Genomic DNA, 22,461 nt, shown 5'->3' with positions numbered 1-22,461 from the left:
TGCCGGGGTCCACGGAGCCTCCAGCGATGCCCTCAACGCTTCACATCATCGCCTGCCGCCCGGTGGATCCTGGCACAGGGCCGGGATGACGGCTCAAGGAGGGTAGCTCTCAAATCTCGACCTGGCTGCCCAGTTCGACGACACGGTTGGTGGGCAGGCGGAAGAACTCCATCGCACTTTCCGCGTTGCGCAGCATCCACGCGAACAGCTTTTCGCGCCAGATCCGCATCCCCGGCCGCTCGGAGGGCAACAGCGTCTGGCGCGACAGGAAGAAGCTGGTGTCCATCATGTTGAACACCCCGCCGCACTTGCCGCCACATGCCCCCACCGCCTTCAGCGCGCCGGGCACATCGGCCTCCTGCATGAAGCCGTAATAGAGCAGCATGCGATGGAACCCCTGCCCCAGATCGTCGACCTTCACCCGCGCCTCTTCGGCAACATAGGGGACGTCGGCGATCTTCACCGTCAGCAGGATCACGCGCTCGTGCAGCACCTTGTTGTGCTTGAGGTTGTGGAGCAGCGCATGGGGCACGCCCTCGGGAGTCGAGGTCATGAACACCGCGGTGCCGCCCACCCGCGTGGCGGAGCCTGCGGCGGACTGGATGAACACCTTGATCGGCATCGCGCCCTCGCGCATCCGCTCGACCATCAGGCGGCGGCCCTTGGCCCATGTGGTCAGCAGCGTGAAGATGATCACGCCCGCGAACAACGGGAACCAGCCGCCATCCGGGATCTTGGTCAGGTTCGCGCTGAAATAGGCGAGATCGATCAGGAAGAAAACCGCCAGGAACGGGATCGCGTAACGCTTCTTCCACTTCCACAGGCTGAACAGCACCACCGCCAGCAGGCAGTTGTCGATCAGCATCGCCCCGGTCACCGCGATACCATAGGCCGCGGTCAGGTTGGACGAGGTCTGGAAGGTCAGCACCAGCAGGATGATCGCAACCATCAGCGCCCAGTTGATCAGCGGGATGTAGATCTGTCCCGCAGTCGATGCACTGGTATGCGAGATGCGCAGGCGCGGGATGAAGCCGAGCTGGATGCCCTGCTGCGTGACCGAGAAGGCACCGGTGATCACGGCCTGCGACGCGATGATCGCGGCCATCGTCGCCAGCCCCACCAGCGGCAACCGCAGATATTCGGGGGCAAGCATGTAGAACGGGCTCTGCAGCGCGGAGGCGTCGCGCATCAGCAGCGCGCCCTGCCCCATATAGTTGCACATCAGCGCCGGCAGCACGAACCACAGCCATGAGATGCGGATCGGCTTGCGCCCGAAATGGCCCATATCGGCATAGAGTGCTTCGGCGCCCGTCACGGCCAGCACGACCGCGCCAAGCGCAAGGAACGCGGCAAGCCCATCGCTCAGGAAGAACTGCACCGCATAGTGCGGCGAGAAGGCCCACAGGATCTCGGGCGTCTGGATCGCGCTCAGCACGCCCAGCGTCGCGATCGTCGCGAAATAGGTCAGCATGATCGGCCCGAACAGGGCGCCGACACGCGCCGTACCGGTCCGCTGGATCGCGAACAGCCCGACCAGCAGGCCCACGGCGATCGGCAGGATCCAGCCCTTGGCCGCCGGCGCGGCGACCGCGATGCCCTCGACCGCCGACAGCACCGACACCGCCGGGGTGATCATCGAATCGCCATAGAAAAGCGCGGTCGCGAACACGCCGAGCAGGACGATCCCCGCCGTCCAGCGCTTCTGCCCGCTGGCCGCGTTGATCAGCGCCAGCAGCGCCAGGCTGCCGCCCTCGCCCTTGTTGTCGGCGCGCATGATGACGGTGACGTATTTCAGCGTCACGATCAGCAGCATCGACCAGAACATCAGGCTGATCACGCCCATGATGTGCGCCTCATCGAGCGTCAGCGGGTGGTGCCCCGCAAAGGCTTCGCGGAACGCATAAAGCGGGCTGGTGCCGATATCGCCGAACACGATCCCGATCGCACCGACGACCAGCTTCGCGATGGCCGTCTGGCGGCCATGTCCGTGATGCTGATCATGGATGTGATGAGAAGACGAGTCGTCGGCCGGCTCGGGGCTTCCGTTGGCCTCGCTCACGGGAGAAACTTGCGTACCGTGGCGAGCAATGCAGTGGTCATGTCAGACCGGCTACCTGTCCGTTGAAACGGCGGCGCAGTTAGCACGCGCAGCATCGGGGTGCAATTGCACCGAAATTCATCGTCCCGCGGTGGGAAACAGCGCGTTCGCCTCGCTCCGCGTCGGCACCGCGCGCAGGACGAAGCTGGAGCTGATCTTTACCACCCCGGGCAGCCGTCCCATCTCTTCCCGGTGCAGCCGCTCATAGTCGTCGAGATCGCGGCACAATACCTTCAGGCGATAGTCATATCCGCCCGAAACCAGCGCGCATTCGACGATCCCGTCAATCTGCGCGACCGCCGCCTCGAACCGCGCGAGGTCCTCCCCCACTTCGGTCCCGAGCGTGATATCGACCATCGCGGTGACGCTGTAGCCCAATCGCCGCAATCCCAGCCGCGCACTGTAGCCAAGGATGTGCCCCGACGCCTCGAGCGCCTGGATGCGGCGCGTGCAGGCCGATTGCGATAGCCCCACCTGCCCCGCAATCTGGCTGACCGGCGCACGCGCGTTGATTGCGAGCTGCTTCAGGATCGCTTCGTCAATTCGGTCCATAGTGCATGAATTCCGCGTAATTTGTCAGCGATCATCATATTCATGCAATTCACTCGCGCAAAGCACATAAGTTTGCAGAGATTCGCGGCGGTATCCTGCGTTACGTTGCACTCCGAAACAAACAAGAATCCGGAGAGTGAAGATGCGTGTCGGTGTTCCCAAGGAAATCAAGAATCACGAATATCGCGTTGGCCTGACGCCGTCGCTCGTCGCCGAGCTGACCGCCCATGGTCATGACGTGGTCGTCCAGACCAATGCCGGCAGCGGCATCGACATTCAGGACGCTGACTATATCGCCGCCGGCGCGCGCATTGTCGCCACTGCCGCCGACGTGTTCGCGCAGTCCGACATGATCGTGAAGGTCAAGGAGCCGCAGGCCCAGGAAGTGGCGATGCTCGAACCGCGCCACACGCTGTTCACCTATCTCCACCTCGCGCCCGACCCCGAGCAGGCGGCAGGCCTGATCAAGTCGGGTGCGACCTGCATCGCCTATGAGACGGTCACCGCCAACGATCGTTCGCTCCCGCTGCTCAAGCCGATGAGCGAGGTCGCAGGCCGCATGTCGATTCAGGTCGGCGCGCACTATCTCGAGAAGGAACAGGGCGGCCGCGGCGTGCTGCTCGGTGGCGTCCCCGGCGTCGCGCCGGCTAAGGTCGCGATCCTCGGTGGCGGCGTGTCGGGCATCAACGCTGCGCAGATGGCCACGGGCCTGCGTGCCGACGTCACCATCTACGACATCAGCAACGCCCGCCTGGCCGAGCTCGACCTGCACTTCGGCAGCCAGATCAAGACCGCCTATGCCAGCAAGGCGGCGATTGCGGCGGCTGTGATGGAGGCGGAGCTGGTGATTGGCGCGGTGCTCGTGCCGGGCGCCGCCGCACCCCAGCTCGTCACGCGCGACATGCTCAAGACGATGAAGCGCGGATCGGTGCTGGTCGACATCGCGATCGATCAGGGCGGCTGTTTCGAGACCAGCCGCGCCACGACGCACGAAGACCCGGTCTATGAGATTGACGGTGTAATACACTATTGCGTCGCCAACATGCCGGGCGCGGTCGCGCGCACCAGCACCTTCGCACTCAACAACGCGACGCTGCCCTTCGTGATGAAGCTCGCGAACCTTGGCGCAGAGAAGGCAATGGCCGCCGACCCGCACCTCGCGGCGGGCCTCAACGTCTACAAGGGCGCGATCACCCACGAAGCGGTGGCCGAAGCGCTCAACCTCCCGTTTACGGCCTGGCGGCCGTAACGCCCTGCCCGCCGCTGCCTACCCCTCTTCCCGGGTGGCGGCGGGCAACCTCTCAATCGAGCGCGGTCAGCCAAGTCTCGGCGGCGTGGGGTGAGAGGAAGATGTTCTGATATTCAACCAAAGTGCGGCGCAACTGCATCTTCAGCAAACTGGACTCAACGATCAGCGCGACCCGGTCGCCCTCCCGGTATAGTGCCAGATTGCCCAGTCGCATGCGTTCAGCCGCCTCTTGGGTACGGATCGGTGAGTTTCGCAGGTCCGCCAGCACGCGCACCCGGCCAAAGCGCAGCCGGGCGTCACGCACAACATCGCCCAGCACCGCAAGGTAACGATCGACATCACCAAGCTGTTGTACGGCGACACGGTTGATCCGTAAGATCCTGAGCTGGTCGTCACGGATGATCTCGTACAAGCCAGGCTCCGACGCCACGACCTGACAATCGCTATCCACCGCCGATGGTGCCATCGGTGCCACGCTCCCTCCCCCAATATTTTGCTGGGCGCATGGTTTGGACCGCCTAGGTAAATAATCCGTGTGAGAGGCCCTTTCGCCTCTATGCGCAGGGGATTTTCTTGCCTTTCGCGCCCGCTGCGGCTAAGGCGCGCCCCGTCCGACGAGTGGGTGCTCGCGGAGGGGAGGCGCGGAGAGATGATCTCACGCGCCATTTTCGCTTTGGATACAAAGCGTTCCGCCTCCAATCGCATCCGTTCATCGGATGCCGTGACCGGCATGCGGCCGCCACGGCATTTCGGCCTTCAAGACCGCTGGATCCAACCAGCCGGCCGGAAAAACGATAGTTAGGACTGAACCCTTTATGGCCACTTCGGCAAACCCCACGCGCGACGATTTCGCCGCGCTGCTCGACCAGACCCTTGGCGGAGCAGAAAGCTTTGAAGGCCGTGTCGTCATCGGCACCGTCACCGGCATCGAAAACGACCTCGCGATCATCGACGTCGGCCTGAAGAGCGAAGGCCGCGTGCCGCTGCGCGAATTCGCAGCGCCGGGCCAGCCCGCTGACCTCAAGGTCGGCGACGAAGTCGAGGTCTATGTCGACCGCGTCGAGAATGCGAACGGCGAAGCAATGCTCAGCCGCGACCGCGCCCGCCGCGAAGCCGCATGGGACAAGCTCGAGCTCGAATTCTCGCAGGGCAACCGCGTCGAAGGCGTGATCTTCGGCCGCGTCAAGGGCGGCTTCACCGTCGACCTGAGCGGCGCCGTGGCGTTCCTTCCGGGTTCGCAGGTCGATATCCGTCCGGTGCGCGATGTGCAGCCGCTGATGGACCTGCCGCAGCCTTTCCAGATCCTGAAGATGGACCGCAAGCGCGGCAACATCGTCGTGTCGCGCCGCGCCGTCCTCGAAGAGAACCGTGCCGAGCAGCGTTCGGGCCTGATCCTGTCGCTGGCCGAGGGCCAGGTGATCGACGGCGTCGTCAAGAACATCACCGATTACGGTGCGTTCGTTGACCTGGGCGGCATCGACGGCCTCCTCCACGTCACCGACCTGTCGTACAAGCGCGTCAACCACCCGAGCGAAGTGCTGAACATCGGCGACACGGTGAAGGTGCAGATCATCCGCATCAACCGCGACACCCAGCGCATCTCGCTCGGCATGAAGCAGCTTGAGAGCGATCCGTGGGATGGCGCCGGCGCCAAGTATCCGATCGGCGCGAAGCTGTCGGGCCGCGTCACCAACATCACCGAATATGGTGCGTTCGTCGAGCTGGAAGCCGGCATCGAGGGCCTCGTCCACGTTTCGGAGATGAGCTGGACCAAGAAGAACGTCCATCCGGGCAAGATCGTTTCGACCTCGCAGGAAGTCGAAGTCGTGGTGCTCGAGGTCGATCAGGACAAGCGTCGCATCTCGCTCGGCCTCAAGCAGGCTCACCAGAACCCGTGGGAAGCCTTCGCGGCCGCCCATCCGGTCGGCACCGAGGTCGAGGGCGAAGTCAAGAACGCCACCGAATTCGGCCTGTTCATCGGTCTCGACAACGACGTCGATGGCATGGTCCACATGTCGGACATCGCCTGGGGCATCTCGGGCGAGGACGCGCTCGCGCTCCATCGCAAGGGCGAGATGGTCAAGGCCGTCGTCCTGGCCGTCGAGTCGGACAAGGAGCGCATCTCGCTCGGCATGAAGCAGCTTGAGCGTGGTGGCGTCCCCACCGCTGCGGCTGCGGCTGCCGGCGGCGGCGCGCGCGTCAACAAGAACGAAGTCGTCACCGTGACCGTCCTCGAAGTTCGCGACGCGGGCCTCGAAGTGCAGGTTGGCGACGATGGCGCGACCGGCTTCATCAAGCGCACCGATCTCGGCCGCGACCGCGACGAGCAGCGTCCGGAGCGTTTCCAGGTCGGCCAGAAGTTCGACGCGATGGTCACCGGCCTCGATCGTTCGAAGAAGCCGACCTTCTCGGTCAAGGCGATGCAGATCGCCGAAGAGAAGCAGGCCGTTGCGCAGTACGGTTCGTCCGACTCGGGCGCGTCGCTGGGCGACATCCTGGGCGAAGCGCTCAAGGCACGCGAAGAGAAGAAGTGATTTCGTGCGGGGCGGGTGGTTTTTTCCGCCCGCCCCGCCAATCATTTCAACGGCTTCGCTACCGCGTCTCCTAAAACGGGATTCCCGCCGCAAGATTTTATTGATGCAGGTATAGAATCGGGCCTAAAATCGGCCCAGGCCATGCACCGACGATGGGGCGAGGCGCGTTTCCCGGCACGATTTGCCGGACAACTGGGGATACGCGATGATCCGTTCGGAACTCGTGCAAATGCTGGCAGCGGACAATCCCGGTCTGTCTGCGCGCGAGATTGAGCGCATTGTCGACACCTTCTTTGAAGAGATCACGACGCGCCTGATCGCTGATGGCCGGGTCGAACTGCGCGGTTTCGGTGCATTCTCTACCCGCGCACGCGACGCGCGTTCGGGCCGCAATCCCCGCACTGGCGAGACCGTCGATGTCGATGCGAAGCGTGTGCCTTATTTCAAGCCAGGCAAGGAAATGCGCGGACGTTTGAACGTCTGACCCGCTTGGCACTCTCCACATGACACGATAGAGCCACTCGACACGCGCGGGCGTGGCGGAATGGTAGACGCACCGGACTTAAAATCCGTTGGGCTTTGGCCCGTGGGGGTTCAAGTCCCCCCGCCCGTACCAGCAGCAACGAAGGTCAGCGGCGGCGCGGACCGGTCGACTGGCGCACCGTCAGCGCAGGGACCACGACCACAGGGCCAGCGGGCGCGTCCTGCCCGCTCCGTTCTGCGATGATCAGCTCGACCGCGCGCGCTGTCACATCCGCGATCGGCTGGGTCACCGCGGTCAGCGATGGGTGGTTGAAGCGTGCGATCGGCGTATCGTCGAAGCTTACCAGTGACAGATCCTCAGGCACTGCCAGCCCGCGTTCGCGCGCAACTTCCAGCGCGCCTAGCGTCATCTGATCGTTGCTCGCGATGATCGCGGTAGCACCCGCATCCAGCAACAAGGGCGCGGTGCTCCGGCCCGACTGACGCGAAAAATCGCCCTGCGCCAGTAAGCCATCGGTCGTGAGACCTGCTTCGGCCATCGCCGCACGCCAGCCATCGACGCGCCAGCCGCTTAGTTCATACTCGTCAGGCCCGGCGATCAGCCCGATCCGTTCATGGCCCAGCTCGACCAGATGCCGCGTGGCAAGTCCCGCCGCGATATCGTCTCCCATCGTCAACCGGAAGCCGGGCCCTTCGGCAAGCGAGCCGATCCGGGCAAGCCCGATATGCGCGTCGTCGAGCAATGCGAGGATCGCGGGGTTGGCCGAGTGCGGCGGGGTCAGGATTACCCCGTCGGGTTGCAGCGCCGCTAGCGCCGCAGAGAGCTCCCGCTCGATATGGTCGCTATGCGTGTCGACCAGTTCGACGATCAGGCGGTAGCCGTGCTCGGCGCAGGTGAGCATGCCACCGAGTAGCATCTGGTCGACCCAGTCGGTGCCGTCGCGCGCGCGCCAGCCGTCGATCGTGCGTTCGCGGTCGTTCAGCGCCATGATGAGATAGGATCGCGACCCACTCATGCGCTGCGCCGCGATCGAGGGGACGTAGCCGAGCCGTGCGATCGAGGCGCGGACGCGCTCGGCCATTTCGGGCCGGACGTTCGGTTCCTTGTTGATGACGCGGCTCACCGTCTGGAGCGACACTCCAGCGTCAGCAGCGACATGCCGGATCGTGACGGCCTGTTTGCGGCGTGCCATGCGTCAGTCCTTCAGGCCGCGAGCGGATCGGCCGCGCCGCAATATTGCGCGACATAGGCGTGATGCTCGGGCAACGCCGCGACGGTCCGTGTCACATCCTCCCGCAGTGTGGCAAGCAGCCGTCTCAGTTCCTCGTCAGACAGCTTCTCCGCGATAGGGTGCCAGTTCTGCGGATCGATCCCCTGCCCCATCATCACTTGCACCCAGCTGTTCTCAGCGAACAGTTCCTCATTCTTGCGGAAGGTGCGCCCGGTCTCGCGGAACAGCTCGATCTTCTGCGCCAGCGAGTCCGGCACCGGCATGTTGGCGACGTGCCGCCAGAAGGCACTGTCGCGCCGCTCGGTCGCCTTATAGTGCAGGATCACGAAGTCGCGGATCTGCTCGATATCCTGCCGCTGCTGCTCGTTAAACTCGGCGGCGTCGCGTTCGCTGACCCGGCCATTGGGCATCAGCCGCACGAAGCGCAGCACGGCACGCTGGATCAGGTGCACCGTCGTCGCCTCCAGCGGCTCGACGAACCCGCCCGACAGGCCGATGGCGACGCAGTTACGATACCATTGCTTGCGCCGCACCCCGCCGCGGAACTTGATGTCGAACGGCTCGATCAGCGGCTCACCCACGGTCGAGATCAGCCGGTGATGCGCCTCGTCACGCGACAGATAGCCGCTTGAATAGACGATGCCAGCGCCCATGCGGTGCTGCAGCGGGATGCGCCATTGCCAGCCCGCATCATGCGCAATCGCCTGGGTATAGGGCTGAGGCGGTCCCTGATGCTTCGCCTGTACCGCGATCGCGCTGTCGTTGGGCAGCCAATGCCCCCAATCCTCGAACCCCGCATGCAGCGCGCCCTCGATCAGCAGGCCGCGAAAGCCGGTGCAATCGACGAACATGTCGCCCTCGATCCGCCGTTCGCCATCGAGATGCAGCGCGGTAATATCGCCGCTCTCACCATTCAGCTCGACGCGCTGGATCTTACCCTCGACCCGTTTCGTGCCGGCCTCCTCCGCCAGCTTACGCAGGTAGCGGCCATATAGCGTCGCATCGACGTGATAGGCATAGTTCATCCGGTCTTGCGGGAGATGCGCGAACTTGCCCTGCATCGCTGCGGCCAATTCGAGGCAATAGTCGTCATAGGAGTCAGGATTGCCGCGCGCACGGCCAGCTAGCCAGAAATGCTGGAACCCCGCCGACCAATGGTCCTTCCCCGACAGGCCGAAGCTATGGAAATAGCTGTCCCCATCCTGCTTCCAATTGTCGAACAATATGCCGAGCTTGAACGTCGCCTGCGCGGCGCGCATGAACTCGGCTTCACCGATCCCGAGGATACGGTTGAAATTGACCAGTGGCGGGATGGTCGACTCGCCAACCCCGATCGTGCCGATCTGCTCAGACTCGACCAGAGTCAGGTCGATCATATGGCCCATGGTGCGGCTGATCGCAGCCGCGGCCATCCAGCCAGAAGTACCCCCTCCGGCGATAACGACACGGGTGGGACGCGCGCTCATTGGCTGAGTTGCCGCAGGAGGTAGGCGCGGATGCGCGATGCGGTTTCCGGCGTCAGCGGGTCCAGTATGCTGCGGGTTCCTTCGGGCAGATGTTCCGTCACGTCATCCCCATTGGCAAAGACATAATGATCGAACAGCGCGCGCCACTGCGCCTTCTCGTTCGGTGGCAGATCGCGGATCGCGAGCAGGGCATGGTGCAGCGCGTCCTCGGGCTGGCCAAGCCAGCCGGGTGTCTCACGCCACCAGTAATTGATCAGCACATTGAACGGGTCGAGCCCCTCCACATGATGATACCAATTTGACGGGATGAAGATCGCGTCGCCCGGCTCCAACTCCGCGACCTGAGCATGCGTCAGCGCGTCGCGAAACTTCGGATGCGCCACGAAATCGGGTGCAGCGAAATCGACCATGCTCACGGCGCGGCCCGCGGGTGTGTTGTCGAGCGGCCCGAGATAGAGGTTCGCGAACTGATCAGGCGGAAACAGCGTGAAGCGGCGGCGCCCGACCGCAACGCAGGCCAGATTGTCGGGAAAGTCGTTATGCGCTGCGATCCGCGTTCGGGTGCCCATCCAGATTCCCGCGCGGCACCGCCGCTCACCCAGATCGACATGGTTGTCGGCGTGCAGGCCGTCAAAGAAATCATGCACGTCGGTGGAGGCGACATAAATGGGAGGCGCGGCAGGATCGGCTTCCGCCGCATCGATATCCGCAAAGATATCGCTCAACCGTCCACGCAAGGTGCGGAAGTTCATCGCCATTGCCTGGTCGTAGAAGATCCGTTCCTCATCCGCCGCGTTTCCGAGCGCGACGGTGAATGGCAAATCGCGATGCTTACCGAGCAGATAGGTGCGCGCCTCGCCGCCCGAGCGTCTCCCCGCATCAACCAGCGGCCAGTCCGCCACCAGCCCGCGCACCACGAATGGCGCATCCGCCGAACGCAGCCGCGCATCAAGTTCTGCGGTGCTTGCGACCGCAACCTCCCTCACCGCAGCAAGTCTGCTCAAGGGGCCGGGATCGGCCTCAGCCATCGCCCAGCCGCTTGTTCTTACGCACAACCAGCGCGTTGAGATTGCCGATCGACGCCATTGCCATGAAGACCGGCATCAGATGCCCTTCGGCGTGAAGCGCGCCCAGCGCCGCCGCATCGAGCGCGCTCAGCCGCGCTTCATCGATAACATGGAAGCCCACCAGTCGGTTGACCGACCCGTCATCCAGCGTGATCTCGAGCGTCAGCGGCTCGAGCAACTCGTACCGCCGCAGCGCCGCAAAGAAGTCGCCCGAGGTCTGCCAGCCTTCGTCCAGCTCGCCCAGCTGCTCCGACACCGCCTCCAGATAGGGGGTCGGCCGCCCGGCATCATCGAACACACGCTCGCCTGTCCCAACCCTCGGGCTGGCAAGGTCGATATGCACCTGCTTTGCCCCTGGCGCATCCGCCGAGCCCCCGATCAGGAACGGCTGGATATCGATCGCCAGCGGAATATAGTCGGCGTCCCAGCCGCCGCGCCCCAGGAACAGGTTCTCGCCCTCCTGAAAGCCGAACAGCGCGAGCGCGGTGAACGCGTCGCGCTCGGCATTGCGCCGGAACAGGATCGGATAATGCACCTGCACCCGCCGGAACTCGGCGGGCATGGTCACGCAGCTCATCACCCCGTCGCCCAGCGCTTCATCGCGGTCGCGACGGACGCGAAGCTGGCGATGCTCCTCCGCCGTCAGCATTGCGTGACTTGTCGTCGTCACCGTTTCACCCATTGCCTCTCCAGCCCTATCCTACCCCGTAACAAAAAAAGCCACCCTCCGAAGAGGGTGGCTACAGGGAGGCCTAGAAATTGAAGCGGACACCGGCGGCGTAACGCGCGTAGCCGGGTGAAGCGAAATAGACGTTGTTCTCGGATCGGCGATGTCCGCGCCGGCTTTCGCCGGTGAGGTTGATGACCTCACCGAACACCGTAAGCCCCGGCCTGAACTCGTAGCTCGCGCTCGCGTCGATCTGGCCATAATCCTCGACATAGAAGGGGTTAGCGCCCGTTCCTGAGAGGAACTTCTGGCGCCAGTTATACGCGACGCGCGCCTGGATGCCGTTCTTGTCATAGAACAGCACCGCGTTGGCACTGTCGCTAAGGCCAGTCAGTGCGAACTGAGGCGGAGTCACCGACGCCTGCTTGCTATTGTCGTAGGTCGCGTCGCCACGGACGATCGTATAGTTCAGGATTGCACCGAAACCTGTGTCCCAGAAGCTGTGTTGCACAGCGAATTCGAAGCCGTAAAGGTTAGCCGTCTGGTCGCTGTTGACCGGCGTTTTGATCTGGAACGGCACCAGCGGATCTTCGGGCAACGCAAAGATCTTGCCGGTGATGTAGCCGGCGGGATCGACACCGGTCCTCTGAGTCGATCCCGGGAAGTTGGTGAAGATATACTGGCGGATGTCCTGCGTGCTGGCGTTTGCCCCGAGTGCGGCGAGTGCTGCCTGGTAACGCGGCCCGCCCGCCACTGTATGCAAGCCAAACGCGTTCTGCGTGACGCGGTCCTGCCCGATGAAATTCTCGACATCCTTGTTGAAGAAGCCGACCGAGATGTAGCTACTCGGCCCATAATACCACTCCGCCGAGAGATCGATATTCTTCGACTTGTAGGGAAGCAGGCCCGGATTGCCTCGGCTGCCCTCGCCGAAGGCGATGCGGAATTGTGTATCGAGCGTCAGTCCGCCTTGAAGGCTGGCATAGTCGGCACGGGCGATGGTGTGGCTGTAGGACGCGCGCAGCTTCACATTCTCGAACGGCGAAATGTCGAAGTCGATCGCGGGGAGCCAGTTCTGATAGCTGCCCTTGAAGCGTGAGAAATCCTGCTGCCCGGTATAGGAGATGTAGAATTCGTTCGCCGCGTCCCATGACGTGCCGTTCGGGATCGGCACCAGCGCCATCGAGTCGATGTTGGTATGATCGTAGCGCACGCCGGCGACGATATGTGCGTCATTGCCGAACGCGCTGAACTTGCCCGCGACCTGGATGTAGGGTGACAGCGTCTTTTCTGTGATCCGGCGATCGATGGTGTAGTCCGCAAGACAGGTTCCAGCGGGAGCCTTGCCGGTCTGCGGTCGGCTACAGGTGCCATAGCGCTGCTCGATAATGCCCAGCATCCGCTCGAAGTCGAAGGCGTAGAGGCTCGGGATAATGTTGGCCGCGCCGTCCATTCCCCGGAATTTGTCGGGCAGCGTCACCAATTTGAAGATGTCGTCGGGAATGTCCGACGCCGGCCCCGCGCCACTCCACGTTTCGTTCTGCAGGAAACCATAGGCCGACCGCACCTTGTTCTCGACGTATGAGACGCCGAAATCGATGCTGTCGAGCAAGCCGCCCTCATGATCGTAGCGCGCCTTCAACTGCGCCTGATTGATCTCGTCGCGGAAATACGCGTTCCGGAAGGCGTTGCCGGTCGGCATGATCTGCCCGGCATCGAGCGGATTGTTGCCAGGGTGGAAGGTCGTGGAGATGACCGGCAGATAGGTGTCGAAGTTGACCTTCTGGCTCGCCAGGCCAACCACGGCATTGCCCACCGACACGCTCGTCCCGTATTTGTTGGTCGGCTTCGACGTCGCGGTCGAATGGTGGAAGTCGAGCTGCGCGGTGACGCCGCCCGGCGCTTCCCAGGTCAAATTGCCGCCGAACGAATGGTTCTCGCTGCGGTTGGCAGTCAAAGAACCGCTGTACGACAGATCCTTACGCTCACCCGCGCCGAACGCCTCGGAATAGAAGATCGGTGCAGCCACCGGGCCGTCGGTCCATGCGCTCGATGTGTTGTTGTGGTTGAACCAGATTCCGACACTGCTCGTCCGCACCTCAACCGTGTTGCGCGAATAGGTGTAGTCGAGCGTCGCGGTGAGCGACTCGATCGGGCGGAATTGCAGGACCAGCTGCCCGTTAATCCGCTCACGTTCGATATCGTTGAGGTTGTACGAACCGTTCTGCGCGACCTCGTACACATCGCCCGCTTCAGGCCGGTTCTGGATCTGGCCATAGCGCGGATCGCCCGGATTGGCGAGCGAGCCCCAGTTGTTCTCGTTGCCCAGATAGCCGTCGCGCCAGTCGGTCTTGTAGTCGTTGTTGCTGCCCTTGCGCTTCTGGTAGGAGCCCGCGAGCAGGATGCCGACCTTGTCGCCGAAGGTCGTGCTGAAGATGCCCGAGACTTCGGGTGTGATCTCGTCCCCGTGATTGTACGAGCTGTCGAACACGCCCTTGACCGCGATGCTCCCGCGCAGGCCCGGACGGTCAAGCGGACGCGGCGTCTTGATGTTGATCGATGATCCGATGCCGCCCGACGGGATCGCGGCGCGGCCGGTCTTGTAGACCTCGACGCCGGCAATGCCTTCGGACGCCAGATTGGCGAAGTCGAACGAACGCGTAGCCGGCGCACTCGCGCCATCGCCAAGGCCCGATGTCGGCATCTGGCGACCGTTGAGCGTCACCAGGTTGAATTCGGGGCCAAAGCCGCGGACCGTGACGAATGATCCCTCGCCGTTCGACCGGTCGATCGACACACCGGTGATACGCTGAAGCGATTCAGCGAGGTTGGTGTCGGGGAACTTGCCGATATCCTCAGCGGAGATCGCGTCGACCACGCCCTGCGCATCGCGCTTGATCGTCATCGCCTGTGCAAGACTGGCGCGAATGCCGGTGACGAGAACCTCTTCCGCCTCCTCTGTGGGCGGCGGCGCATCCTGCGTGTCCTGAGCCAATGCCGGAGTCGCGGCCATCGCCAGCGTCGACACCCCGATCACCAGCCGCGAAATTGCCAGTCGTGAAACTGAGCGAGTCGTGCCCCGCATCCTCGTCCTCCCCTTCAGCGGCGCGGTGGATCCGCACTCGTTGAGAACGTTCACTTGAACCCATTGTACAACGTTGTCAAGCATCGGTCATTCATTGTAGAAACTCACAAGAATGGCGGAAAACCGTTATTGTGAACGTTCCCAATATATGCTGTTGTTGCTGCACATATGCACGGCGGACACGCCGGAAATCAGGAGAGGAAAACGCATGAGCCGGACCATCGCCGCATTGCTAGCGGCTAGCGCGATCACGGCATTCGCGCCGATTTCGGGCTTCGCGCAACAGGTACCCGCGGCAACCGATGTCCGCGTCCGTGCCGAATCGATCGTCGCCCGGATGACGCTCGACGAGAAGATTGCGTTGGTTCATGGCCTCTTCCCGCCACTGACCAGGGTCACTCCGCCCCATGAGTTGGTACCTTCGGCAGGCCATATCGAAGGCAATCCCCGGCTCGGCGTCCCGCTGGTGCGCGAGAGCGATGCGTCGCTCGGTGTTGCGAATCAGGTTGAGCAGCGCAAAGGCGATGTCGCCACCGCACTCCCCTCCTCCCTCGCCACCGCCGCAACCTTCGATCCGGAGATCGCGCGTGCCGGTGGCGCGATGATCGGGGCAGAAGCGCGTGCCAAGCGCTTCAACGTCCTGCTCGCGGGCGGGGTCAACCTCAACCGCGATCCGTGGGGCGGACGCAACTTCGAGTATCTCGGTGAAGACCCGCTACTCGCGGGTGAGTTGGGCGGAGCACACATCGCGGGCGTCCAGTCGAACCACATCGCCTCGACGATCAAGCATTTCGCGCTCAATTCGCAGGAAACCGGCCGGATGGTGCTCGACGCTCGCATCGGCGAAGCGGCGCTGCGCGAAAGCGACCTGCTCGCCTTCCAGATCGCGATCGAGAAGGGCAAGCCCGCGTCGGTCATGTGCGCCTACAACAAGGTCAATGGCGACTGGGCGTGCGAGAATGACTTCCTGCTCAATCAGGTGCTCAAGCGCGACTGGAGCTATCGCGGCTGGGTGATGAGCGACTGGGGCGGCGTCCATTCGACCGAAAAGGCGGCGAAGGCCGGCCTCGACCAGCAATCGGGGCAGGAACTCGACCGCGCGATGTACTTCGACGCGCCGCTCAAGGCGGCGGTCGAGCAAGGTCGCGTACCGATGGCGCGGCTCGACGACATGGTCGTGCGCTACCTGACCGGGCTGATCGAAAGCGGCGCCTATGACACGCCGATGCCGGCTGCGGCGCAGACCCCCGACTACGCGCGCAACGCGCTCGTCTCGCAGCGCGCGGCCGAGGCGGGGATCGTCCTGCTCAAGAATCAGGGCGGCATCCTTCCGCTTGCCGCCACCGCGAAGAAGATCGTCGTGATCGGCGGGGGGGCGGATGTCGGCGTGCTGTCGGGGGGCGGATCGAGCCAGGTGCGTTCGGTCGGTGGTGCGCCGATCGAAATTCCGCTCGCGCATGGCCCGGCGGCCTCGTTCGTCCGCGTGACCTATCACGCCTCCTCCCCGCTCGATGCGTTACGCAAAGCGCTGCCCGGCGCGGAGGTCAGCTTCATTGACGGGCGCAACCTCAACGCCACCATCGACGCAGCGAAGGCCGCGGACCTCGCCATCGTGTTCGGCACGCAATGGACCACCGAGGCGGAGGATGTGCCCGACCTCAAGCTCCAAAACCATCAGGATGCGCTGATCGCAGCGGTCGCTACCGCTCAGCCCAGGACGGTGGCCGTGCTCACCACCGGCGGCCCGGTGACGATGCCCTGGCTCGATCGCGTGCCCGCCGTGGTCCAGGCTTGGTATCCCGGCCAGCGCGGCGGCGAGGCGATTGCCAATATCCTGACCGGCAAGGTCAATCCTTCGGGCCGCTTGCCGATCACCTTCCCTGCGCATGAGGGGCAGGCGCCGCGCCCGCAGCCAGTGGGGCTCGACACCTTCACTTCGCTTCAGGCCGCGGCTGCGGCGAACCCCGCCAATCCCGGCGGCTATGAGCTCACGAGCTTTCCCGTGGAGTATGTCGAGGGTAGCGACGTCGGTTATCGCTGGTACGAGAAGAAAGGGCAGAAGCCGCTCTTCGCCTTTGGCCACGGCCTCAGCTACACCAGCTTCGCCTATGGCAAGGCTGCCGTCACCGGCGGCAAACGCCTTACCGTCTCGTTCGACGTCACCAACACCGGCAAGCGCGCGGGCGCCGACGTACCGCAAGTCTATGTGACTCGCGAAGGATCGGACATTCCGATGCGCCTCGCCGCGTTCCAGCGGGTGGAGTTGAAGCCGGGTGAGACGCGCCGCGTCACGCTCACTGCCGAGCCGCGCATCCTCGCGGATTATGACACCAGCCTGCCCGGCTGGCGCATCCGCGGCGGCGCCTATCGCGTCGCGATCGCGCGCGATGCGACCGACCGTTCGATGCTGCTCACGACCAGCCTCGACCCGGCGACGATGAAGCCCTAGCTTGATCCCGCTACCGGCGGCGCCTGCGATCAACGTGGCCGCGACAGCCGGGATGCGACGGGGTGCCTTGTGGGGAGCAGTTCAGAGCCGGACCATCCGGCGCGGCGGTCGCTGCGCTTCATCCTGCTCGTCGCGCTCGCCAATGCTGGCGGGGTGATCGGCTTTCTGCCGCTGCTCACGCTGTTGCTACCGGTCAAGATCTCGGAGATCGCAGGCGATGATCGTATTGCGGTGTTCACAGCGACCGTCATCGCCGGCGCGGTCGCCGCGAGCGCATCGAACATCCTGTTCGGCTGGCTCAGCGACCGGTCGGTGGCAAGCGGCGGCGGTCGGCGGAAGTGGATCGTGGCCGGCCTCGCCGGCCTCGCGGCGTCCTTCGCTGCGGTGGCATTTGCGGCGACACCGGGACAGATCATTCTCGCTGTCGTTCTGTTCCAGACAGCGGTCAACGCGGTTCTGGCACCGATGTTCGCCGTCATGGCCGATGAAGTGCCGGACACGCAGAAGGGCTTGTCCGGGGGCCTGATCGCGCTCGGCGCGCCGCTCGCCTCTGCCGTCGCGGCGCTGATGATCACAGCGGGTGTGAGCGGTGAGTCGGCTCGTCTCGGCTTCGTCTTCGTCGCGGTGCTGCTGTGCGTCATGCCGTTGCTCGCCACCCCATCCCGGATAGCGCCCGCCAGTGTCGCGCCCGGGGAAGCGCCGCTGCTTGGCCGCGATCTGGCCGTCGCCTGGGCGTCGCGGCTGCTGGTGCAGGTCGCGGGCAACGTGTTGTGGCTCTATCTCGTCTACTATTTCGCAAGCATCGATCCCGGGACGCCGACCTCGAAAAGCGTCGGCCCGCTCGGCCAGCTTATGACGGTCGCCTATCTCATTCCCGTCCCCGTCGCCGTGCTGGCGGGGCGGTGGTCGGACCGGATCGGACGTCGCAAGCCGTTCCTGATCGCGTTCGCGCTGCTCGCCGCGCTGGGCCTCGCTGGACTTGCCTTCGCGCGCGACTGGACCATGGCAGCCGCGGCCTTCGCGCTCTATGCGCTTGGCTCAGCTGGCTACCTGTCGCTCCATTCGGGATTCGCGATGCAGTTGCTGCCCGACCCGCGCCACCGCGGACGCGACCTCGGCCTGATCAATCTCACCAACACCCTGCCCGCACTGGTCGGGCCCCTGCTTACCTGGGCGCTCGCCACCCCGCACGATTTTCGCGCGGTGATGCTGGTGCTGGCGGGGCTTACTCTGCTGGGCGGGCTGCTGGTGCCGGCGATCCGGCATCGCCGCTAGACGCCCAGTAGCGGACATAGTCGACCTGCAGACGCTGCGGCAGCGCCGCGTCATCAACGCCCTTTTGCCCGCCCCAGTCGCCGCCGACCGCGAGATTGAGGATCAGTTCGTACGGCTTCGTGAATGGCCACGCCGCCGCCCCGCCCGGCTGATCGTCCTTCACCCGCATATGCCCGCGTCCGTCGATGCCGATCGTGATCGAACCGGGCCGCCAGTCGAGCTGATAGTTGTGATATTGGGTGCACGCCGTCAGCAGCTTCGCCTGTGCCCCGCGCTGCGTTCCCTTGACGTGGTAGAATGCGGAGCTGTGCACGGTCGCATGGATCACGTTCGCGTCCCAGCCGACCATTTCCATGATGTCGATCTCGCCACCATCGGGCCATTTGCCGTCGGTCGGAAGCATCCAGATCGCCGGCCACATGCCGCGACCGCACGGCAGCTTCGCACGGATCTCGTAGAAGCCGTAGCCGTAGCGCTGACGCGTCACGAGCTTGGCCGATGTGTATTCCTGCCCGCCCCAGTCCTTCGCCTTGCTGAGCGCTTCCCGCCGCGCTTCGATCACCAGCGCGCCCTTTTCGATCCGGGCGTTCTCAGGCCTGCCGTCGGCGTAATATTGAAGCTCGTTATTGTACCAGCCGGTCTTGTTGCGGTGCGTATCGAACAGCCATTTGGCGGTGTCGATGCGCGGGCCGTTGAACTCGTCGGCAAAGCTCGGCTTCGTCGCCGGAGCCGTCATCAGCACGTCGGCGGAGACGTTGGTCGCGCTCAGGGTCGATTGCAGCGCCAGTGCAAACGTGACGAACATCGCCTACTCCCCCCTCGATATTGTGAACGTTCACAGGATGCCAGATCGCGTGGAACTTGCAAGCGTCCGGGGCGATCGTCAGGTCTGCGGAGCGACCAGCCGGTAGCCGACACCGGGTTCGTTGCGGATCAGTGCGGGGCGGCTGGCGTCGGCCTCAAGCTTCTGGCGGAGGTTGCGGACGACGATGCGCAGATAGTCCACCCGCAACGCATGGGCCGGGCCCCAGACAGTGCGCAACAGCTGGGCGTGGCTGATCACGCGATCGGGCCGCTTGGCCAGTTCGGCGAGCACCTCATATTCCTTGGGCGAGAGATGGACTTCCTCGCCAGTGCGCTTCACGCGGCGATGGGTGAGGTCGATCTCGACCTCGCCCAGCGACACCGTCGCCTGCTCGGCATCGCTCGCGAGCCGGTGACGGAGCGCGGTGCGGATGCGGGCGAGCAGTTCGTCAGTATCGAAGGGCTTGGTGAGATAGTCGTCGGCGCCGAGGTCGAGCGCAGCTACCTTCTCCGCTACATCCTCGCGCGCGGAGACGACGAGCAGCGTCGCGGTCGAGCGCGCCTTGATCGGCTGGATCAGTTCCAGCCCGTCGCGGTCGGGCAGGCCGAGGTCGAGCAGCACCGCATCGGGCTTGTCGATGTCGAGCAGCGACAGCCCTTCTCGGGCGGTCGCTGCTTCGACCACCACATGCCCCGCGCGCTGAAGGGCAGCGCGGAGCAGGCGGCGGATATGAACATCGTCCTCGACGATCAGAACCTTGGTGGGCAACGCCATCCCCGAGGCTTAGCGCCCGGCCTTCATCTGGTCGAGCGCGCGGTTGAGCGCGAGGACGTTCACCCGCGGCTCGCCGAGGAAGCCGAGCAATGCCCCTTCGCTATGCTGCTCAACCAGCGCCCGCAGTTTTTCCGGCGCGATCCCGCGCGCCTTCGCGACGCGGTCGACCTGGAAAAAAGCCGCCTCGGGGCTCACATGGGGGTCAAGCCCCGAGGCGGAGGTTGTCACCAGATCGGTTGGGACCGAAGCGGCTGGTGCATTGCGGAGGGCGTCGGCATCGGTCTTCACGCGATCGATCAGCGCTTGCGATGTCGGGCCTAGGTTGGAGCCGGCGGAGGCGGCGGCGTCATAGCCATCGCTGCCCGCCGCGGAGGGGCGGCCATGGAAATAGCCCGCGCCAGCGAACTTCTGCCCAATCAGCTCGGAGCCGATCACGCGATCCCCGTCGCGGATCAGGCTGCCATTGGCCTGATGCGGGAAAGCCATCTGGCCGATGCCGGTGAGTAAAGCTGGGTAAGCGAGACCGAGTAGCGCACCGAATAGCAACGTCAGCACGATCGCGGGGCGCAGGGCGGATTTGAGGTCGGTGAGCATTTCTGTTGTCCTCAGGCGAGGTTGAGAGCTGTGATGGCGAGGTCGATCAGCTTGATGCCGATGAACGGCGCGATCAGGCCGCCAAGGCCGTAGATGGAGAGGTTGCGCGCGAGCAGCGGCCCCGCCCCCATCGGCGTGTAGGTCACGCCCCGCAGCGCCAGCGGCACGAGGCACGGGATGATCAGCGCGTTGAAGATGATCGCCGACAGGATCGCGCTCTCGGGCGAATTCAGCCCCATCACATTGAGCACGCCCAGCCCCGGATAGAGGGTGACGAACATCGCCGGGATGATCGCGAAATATTTCGCGACGTCGTTGGCGACCGAGAAGGTCGTCAGCGCACCACGCGTCATCAGCAGCTGCTTGCCGAGCCCGACGATCTCGATCAGCTTGGTCGGATCGCTGTCGAGATCGACCATGTTGCCGGCCTCGCGCGCCGCCTGGGTGCCGGTGTTCATCGCCACGCCGACATCGCTCTGCGCAAGCGCGGGCGCGTCGTTGGTGCCGTCGCCGCACATCGCCACCAACTTGCCGCCGGCCTGTTCCTTGCGGATCAGCGCGAGCTTGTCCTCGGGCGTCGCCTCGGCGAGGAAGTCGTCCACGCCGGCCTCGGCCGCGATCGCCGCAGCGGTGAGCGGGTTGTCGCCGGTGATCATCACCGTGCGGATGCCCATGCGGCGCAGCTCGGCGAAGCGTTCGCGTACTCCTGCCTTGACCACGTCCTTGAGCGCGACCGCACCCAACAGCTTGCCGTCCTTGGCCACCGCGAGCGGGGTCATCCCGGCGCGGGCAATCTCGTCGGTGAGCTTGCGCAATTCGGCAGCCGCAGGCGTATCGCCGAGACCGGGATTGGCGCGCAGCACCGAATCCACCGCGCCCTTCTGGATCAGCGTTCCCTCGACCTTCACGCCCGAGATGCGGGTCTGCGCGGTGAAGGGGATCACTTCGGCACCGGCAGGCAGGCTCGGCACCGAGATGCCGAACTTCTCGCGCGCCAGCGTCACGATCGAGCGGCCCTCGGGCGTCTCGTCGGCAAGGCTGGCAAGCAGGGCAGCGCGAGCGAGATCGTCGATCTGAACGCTGGCGAGGTGACGGAATTCGCTCGCCTGACGGTCGCCGATGGTGATCGTGCCGGTCTTGTCGAGCAGCAACACGTCGACATCGCCCGCCGCCTCGACCGCGCGGCCCGACTTGGCGAGCACGTTGAAACGCACCAGCCGGTCCATGCCCGCGATGCCGATTGCCGACAGCAAAGCCGCGATGGTGGTCGGGATCAGCGTGATGAGCAAAGCCGCGAGGATCGCGACCGGAATGCTTCCGCCCGCATAGCTGGCGAAGCCCGGGATCGTCGCGACCGCGATCAGGAAGATGATCGTCAGGCCGACGAGCAGGATCGTCAGTGCGATCTCGTTCGGGGTCTTCTGGCGCTCGGCGCCTTCGACCAGCGCGATCATGCGGTCGAGAAAGCCCTGCCCGGGTTCCTGCGTCACGCGTATCTTGATCCGGTCAGAGATGACGCGCGTGCCCGCGGTCACCGCCGAGCGATCGCCGCCCGCTTCGCGGATTACCGGTGCGCTTTCGCCGGTGATCGCCGCTTCGTTGACGCTGGCGACGCCCTCGATCACCTCACCGTCGGCGGGGATCAGGTCGCCAGTCTCGACCAGCACGATTTCACCGCGTGCGAGCCGGGCGGCGCCGACCAGTTCCCACACCTCGCCCGTGCCGATCAGGCGCTTGGCCTGAAGTTCGGACTTGGTGGCACGGAGCGAGGCGGCCTGCGCTCGGCCCCGGCCTTCGGCCAGCGCCTCGGCAAAGGTGCCGAACAACACGGTCAGCCACAGCCACACGATCAGCTGCACCTGAAAGGGGATCGAGAGCCGCTCCCCGCCCAACGCCAGCAACACGGTCAACAGCAGCGCTACCACCGCAGTGGTGAACAGCACGGGGTTCTTGATCAGATCCCGCGGGTTCAGTTTCTTGAAGGCGTCGCCGATCGCCGGAAGGATCAGCTCGCCCGAGAACATGGTCTTGGTGGTCATGATGGACCTCAATTGAAAGCGTTTCCGTCACCCCGTGCAGGGGTCCACGGTGCAGCGAGAGCGGGTGGCGCGGTGCGCGTGCGCCCTTGCCG

At 64.6% G+C, this 22,461-nt stretch carries 17 protein-coding genes and 1 tRNA gene; 6 read left to right on the top strand and 12 right to left on the bottom strand.

Annotated features, from left to right (window positions below):
* Positions 1 to 109 precede the first annotated feature (109 nt).
* Together AC07NK_RS09330 and AC07NK_RS09325 are read right to left on the bottom strand one after the other, a co-directional pair.
* Positions 110 to 2,005 (bottom strand): potassium transporter Kup, encoded by a 1,896-nt coding sequence (locus tag AC07NK_RS09330; protein WP_495170361.1) that lies wholly within the window; start codon positions 2,003 to 2,005, stop codon positions 110 to 112.
* Positions 2,006 to 2,176: 171 nt separating this feature from the next.
* The gene (locus tag AC07NK_RS09325; protein ID WP_495170287.1) at positions 2,177 to 2,650 is read right to left on the bottom strand and encodes an Lrp/AsnC family transcriptional regulator; all 474 of its coding nucleotides are present in this window, start codon (positions 2,648 to 2,650) and stop codon (positions 2,177 to 2,179) included.
* A 142-nt stretch (positions 2,651 to 2,792) separates the two neighbouring features.
* Between AC07NK_RS09325 and ald the strand changes: the two genes are divergently transcribed.
* Positions 2,793 to 3,899 (top strand): alanine dehydrogenase, encoded by a 1,107-nt coding sequence (gene ald / locus AC07NK_RS09320; RefSeq protein ID WP_495170286.1) that lies wholly within the window; start codon positions 2,793 to 2,795, stop codon positions 3,897 to 3,899.
* A gap of 52 nt (positions 3,900 to 3,951) precedes the next feature.
* Here the strand turns inward: ald and AC07NK_RS09315 are convergent, their stop codons facing one another.
* On the bottom strand, positions 3,952 to 4,311 hold the full coding sequence (locus AC07NK_RS09315) for a hypothetical protein (RefSeq protein ID WP_495170285.1): 360 nt from the start codon (positions 4,309 to 4,311) through the stop codon (positions 3,952 to 3,954).
* Between the two features lie 403 nt (positions 4,312 to 4,714).
* On the opposite strand from AC07NK_RS09315, the gene rpsA reads away from it, so the two are divergent.
* The 3 genes from rpsA (at position 4,715) to AC07NK_RS09300 (ending at position 7,049) form a co-directional block, all read left to right on the top strand.
* On the top strand, positions 4,715 to 6,433 hold the full coding sequence (gene rpsA, locus AC07NK_RS09310) for a 30S ribosomal protein S1 (protein WP_495170284.1): 1,719 nt from the start codon (positions 4,715 to 4,717) through the stop codon (positions 6,431 to 6,433).
* Positions 6,434 to 6,638: 205 nt separating this feature from the next.
* Positions 6,639 to 6,917 (top strand): integration host factor subunit beta, encoded by a 279-nt coding sequence (locus tag AC07NK_RS09305; protein WP_495170283.1) that lies wholly within the window; start codon positions 6,639 to 6,641, stop codon positions 6,915 to 6,917.
* A 46-nt stretch (positions 6,918 to 6,963) separates the two neighbouring features.
* A tRNA-Leu gene (locus AC07NK_RS09300) sits at positions 6,964 to 7,049 on the top strand.
* A gap of 13 nt (positions 7,050 to 7,062) precedes the next feature.
* On the opposite strand, the gene AC07NK_RS09295 is transcribed toward AC07NK_RS09300, so the two are convergent.
* The 5 genes from AC07NK_RS09295 to AC07NK_RS09275 all read right to left on the bottom strand — a co-directional run bounded on the left by AC07NK_RS09295 (position 7,063) and on the right by AC07NK_RS09275 (position 14,433).
* A complete protein-coding gene (locus AC07NK_RS09295) occupies positions 7,063 to 8,109 on the bottom strand; it encodes a LacI family DNA-binding transcriptional regulator (RefSeq protein ID WP_495170282.1) in 1,047 nt (348 codons plus the stop codon).
* Between the two features lie 11 nt (positions 8,110 to 8,120).
* A complete protein-coding gene (locus tag AC07NK_RS09290; RefSeq protein WP_495170281.1) occupies positions 8,121 to 9,614 on the bottom strand; it encodes a tryptophan halogenase family protein in 1,494 nt (497 codons plus the stop codon).
* Positions 9,611 to 10,642, bottom strand: coding sequence for a cupin-like domain-containing protein (locus AC07NK_RS09285; RefSeq protein ID WP_495170280.1), 1,032 nt, complete (start codon positions 10,640 to 10,642; stop codon positions 9,611 to 9,613). Before AC07NK_RS09285 ends, AC07NK_RS09290 begins: the two co-directional genes overlap by 4 nt.
* Positions 10,635 to 11,363 (bottom strand): SapC family protein, encoded by a 729-nt coding sequence (locus tag AC07NK_RS09280; protein ID WP_495170279.1) that lies wholly within the window; start codon positions 11,361 to 11,363, stop codon positions 10,635 to 10,637. The genes AC07NK_RS09285 and AC07NK_RS09280 overlap by 8 nt, the downstream gene beginning before the upstream one ends.
* Positions 11,364 to 11,433: 70 nt before the next feature.
* Positions 11,434 to 14,433 carry a TonB-dependent receptor gene (locus AC07NK_RS09275; protein WP_495170278.1) on the bottom strand — a complete coding sequence of 1,000 codons (3,000 nt, stop codon included), beginning with the start codon at positions 14,431 to 14,433 and terminating at the stop codon, positions 11,434 to 11,436.
* 208 nt (positions 14,434 to 14,641) lie between these two features.
* Between AC07NK_RS09275 and AC07NK_RS09270 the strand changes: the two genes are divergently transcribed.
* Together AC07NK_RS09270 and AC07NK_RS09265 are read left to right on the top strand one after the other, a co-directional pair.
* Positions 14,642 to 16,882, top strand: a complete 2,241-nt coding sequence (locus tag AC07NK_RS09270) for a beta-glucosidase (protein ID WP_495170277.1) — start codon at positions 14,642 to 14,644, stop codon at positions 16,880 to 16,882.
* A gap of 69 nt (positions 16,883 to 16,951) precedes the next feature.
* Positions 16,952 to 18,157, top strand: a complete 1,206-nt coding sequence (locus tag AC07NK_RS09265) for an MFS transporter (RefSeq protein WP_495170276.1) — start codon at positions 16,952 to 16,954, stop codon at positions 18,155 to 18,157.
* Here AC07NK_RS09265 and AC07NK_RS09260 read toward each other — a convergent pair.
* From AC07NK_RS09260 to kdpB, 4 genes are all read right to left on the bottom strand, one after another.
* A complete protein-coding gene (locus AC07NK_RS09260; RefSeq protein WP_495170275.1) occupies positions 18,108 to 18,962 on the bottom strand; it encodes a glycoside hydrolase family 16 protein in 855 nt (284 codons plus the stop codon). The genes AC07NK_RS09265 and AC07NK_RS09260 overlap by 50 nt on opposite strands.
* 78 nt (positions 18,963 to 19,040) lie before the next feature.
* Positions 19,041 to 19,736 carry a response regulator gene (locus AC07NK_RS09255; protein ID WP_495170274.1) on the bottom strand — a complete coding sequence of 232 codons (696 nt, stop codon included), beginning with the start codon at positions 19,734 to 19,736 and terminating at the stop codon, positions 19,041 to 19,043.
* A gap of 9 nt (positions 19,737 to 19,745) precedes the next feature.
* The gene (kdpC, locus tag AC07NK_RS09250) at positions 19,746 to 20,330 is read right to left on the bottom strand and encodes a potassium-transporting ATPase subunit KdpC (protein ID WP_495170273.1); all 585 of its coding nucleotides are present in this window, start codon (positions 20,328 to 20,330) and stop codon (positions 19,746 to 19,748) included.
* Positions 20,331 to 20,341: 11 nt separating this feature from the next.
* The gene (kdpB, locus tag AC07NK_RS09245; RefSeq protein ID WP_495170272.1) at positions 20,342 to 22,369 is read right to left on the bottom strand and encodes a potassium-transporting ATPase subunit KdpB; all 2,028 of its coding nucleotides are present in this window, start codon (positions 22,367 to 22,369) and stop codon (positions 20,342 to 20,344) included.
* Between the last annotated feature and the right edge of the window lie 92 nt (positions 22,370 to 22,461).

Source organism: Sphingomonas sp. GW821-FHT09B04 (genome assembly GCF_059418285.1).
The sequence above is the reverse complement of the archived record's forward strand: the minus strand, read 5'-3'. Positions and strand labels throughout refer to the sequence as shown.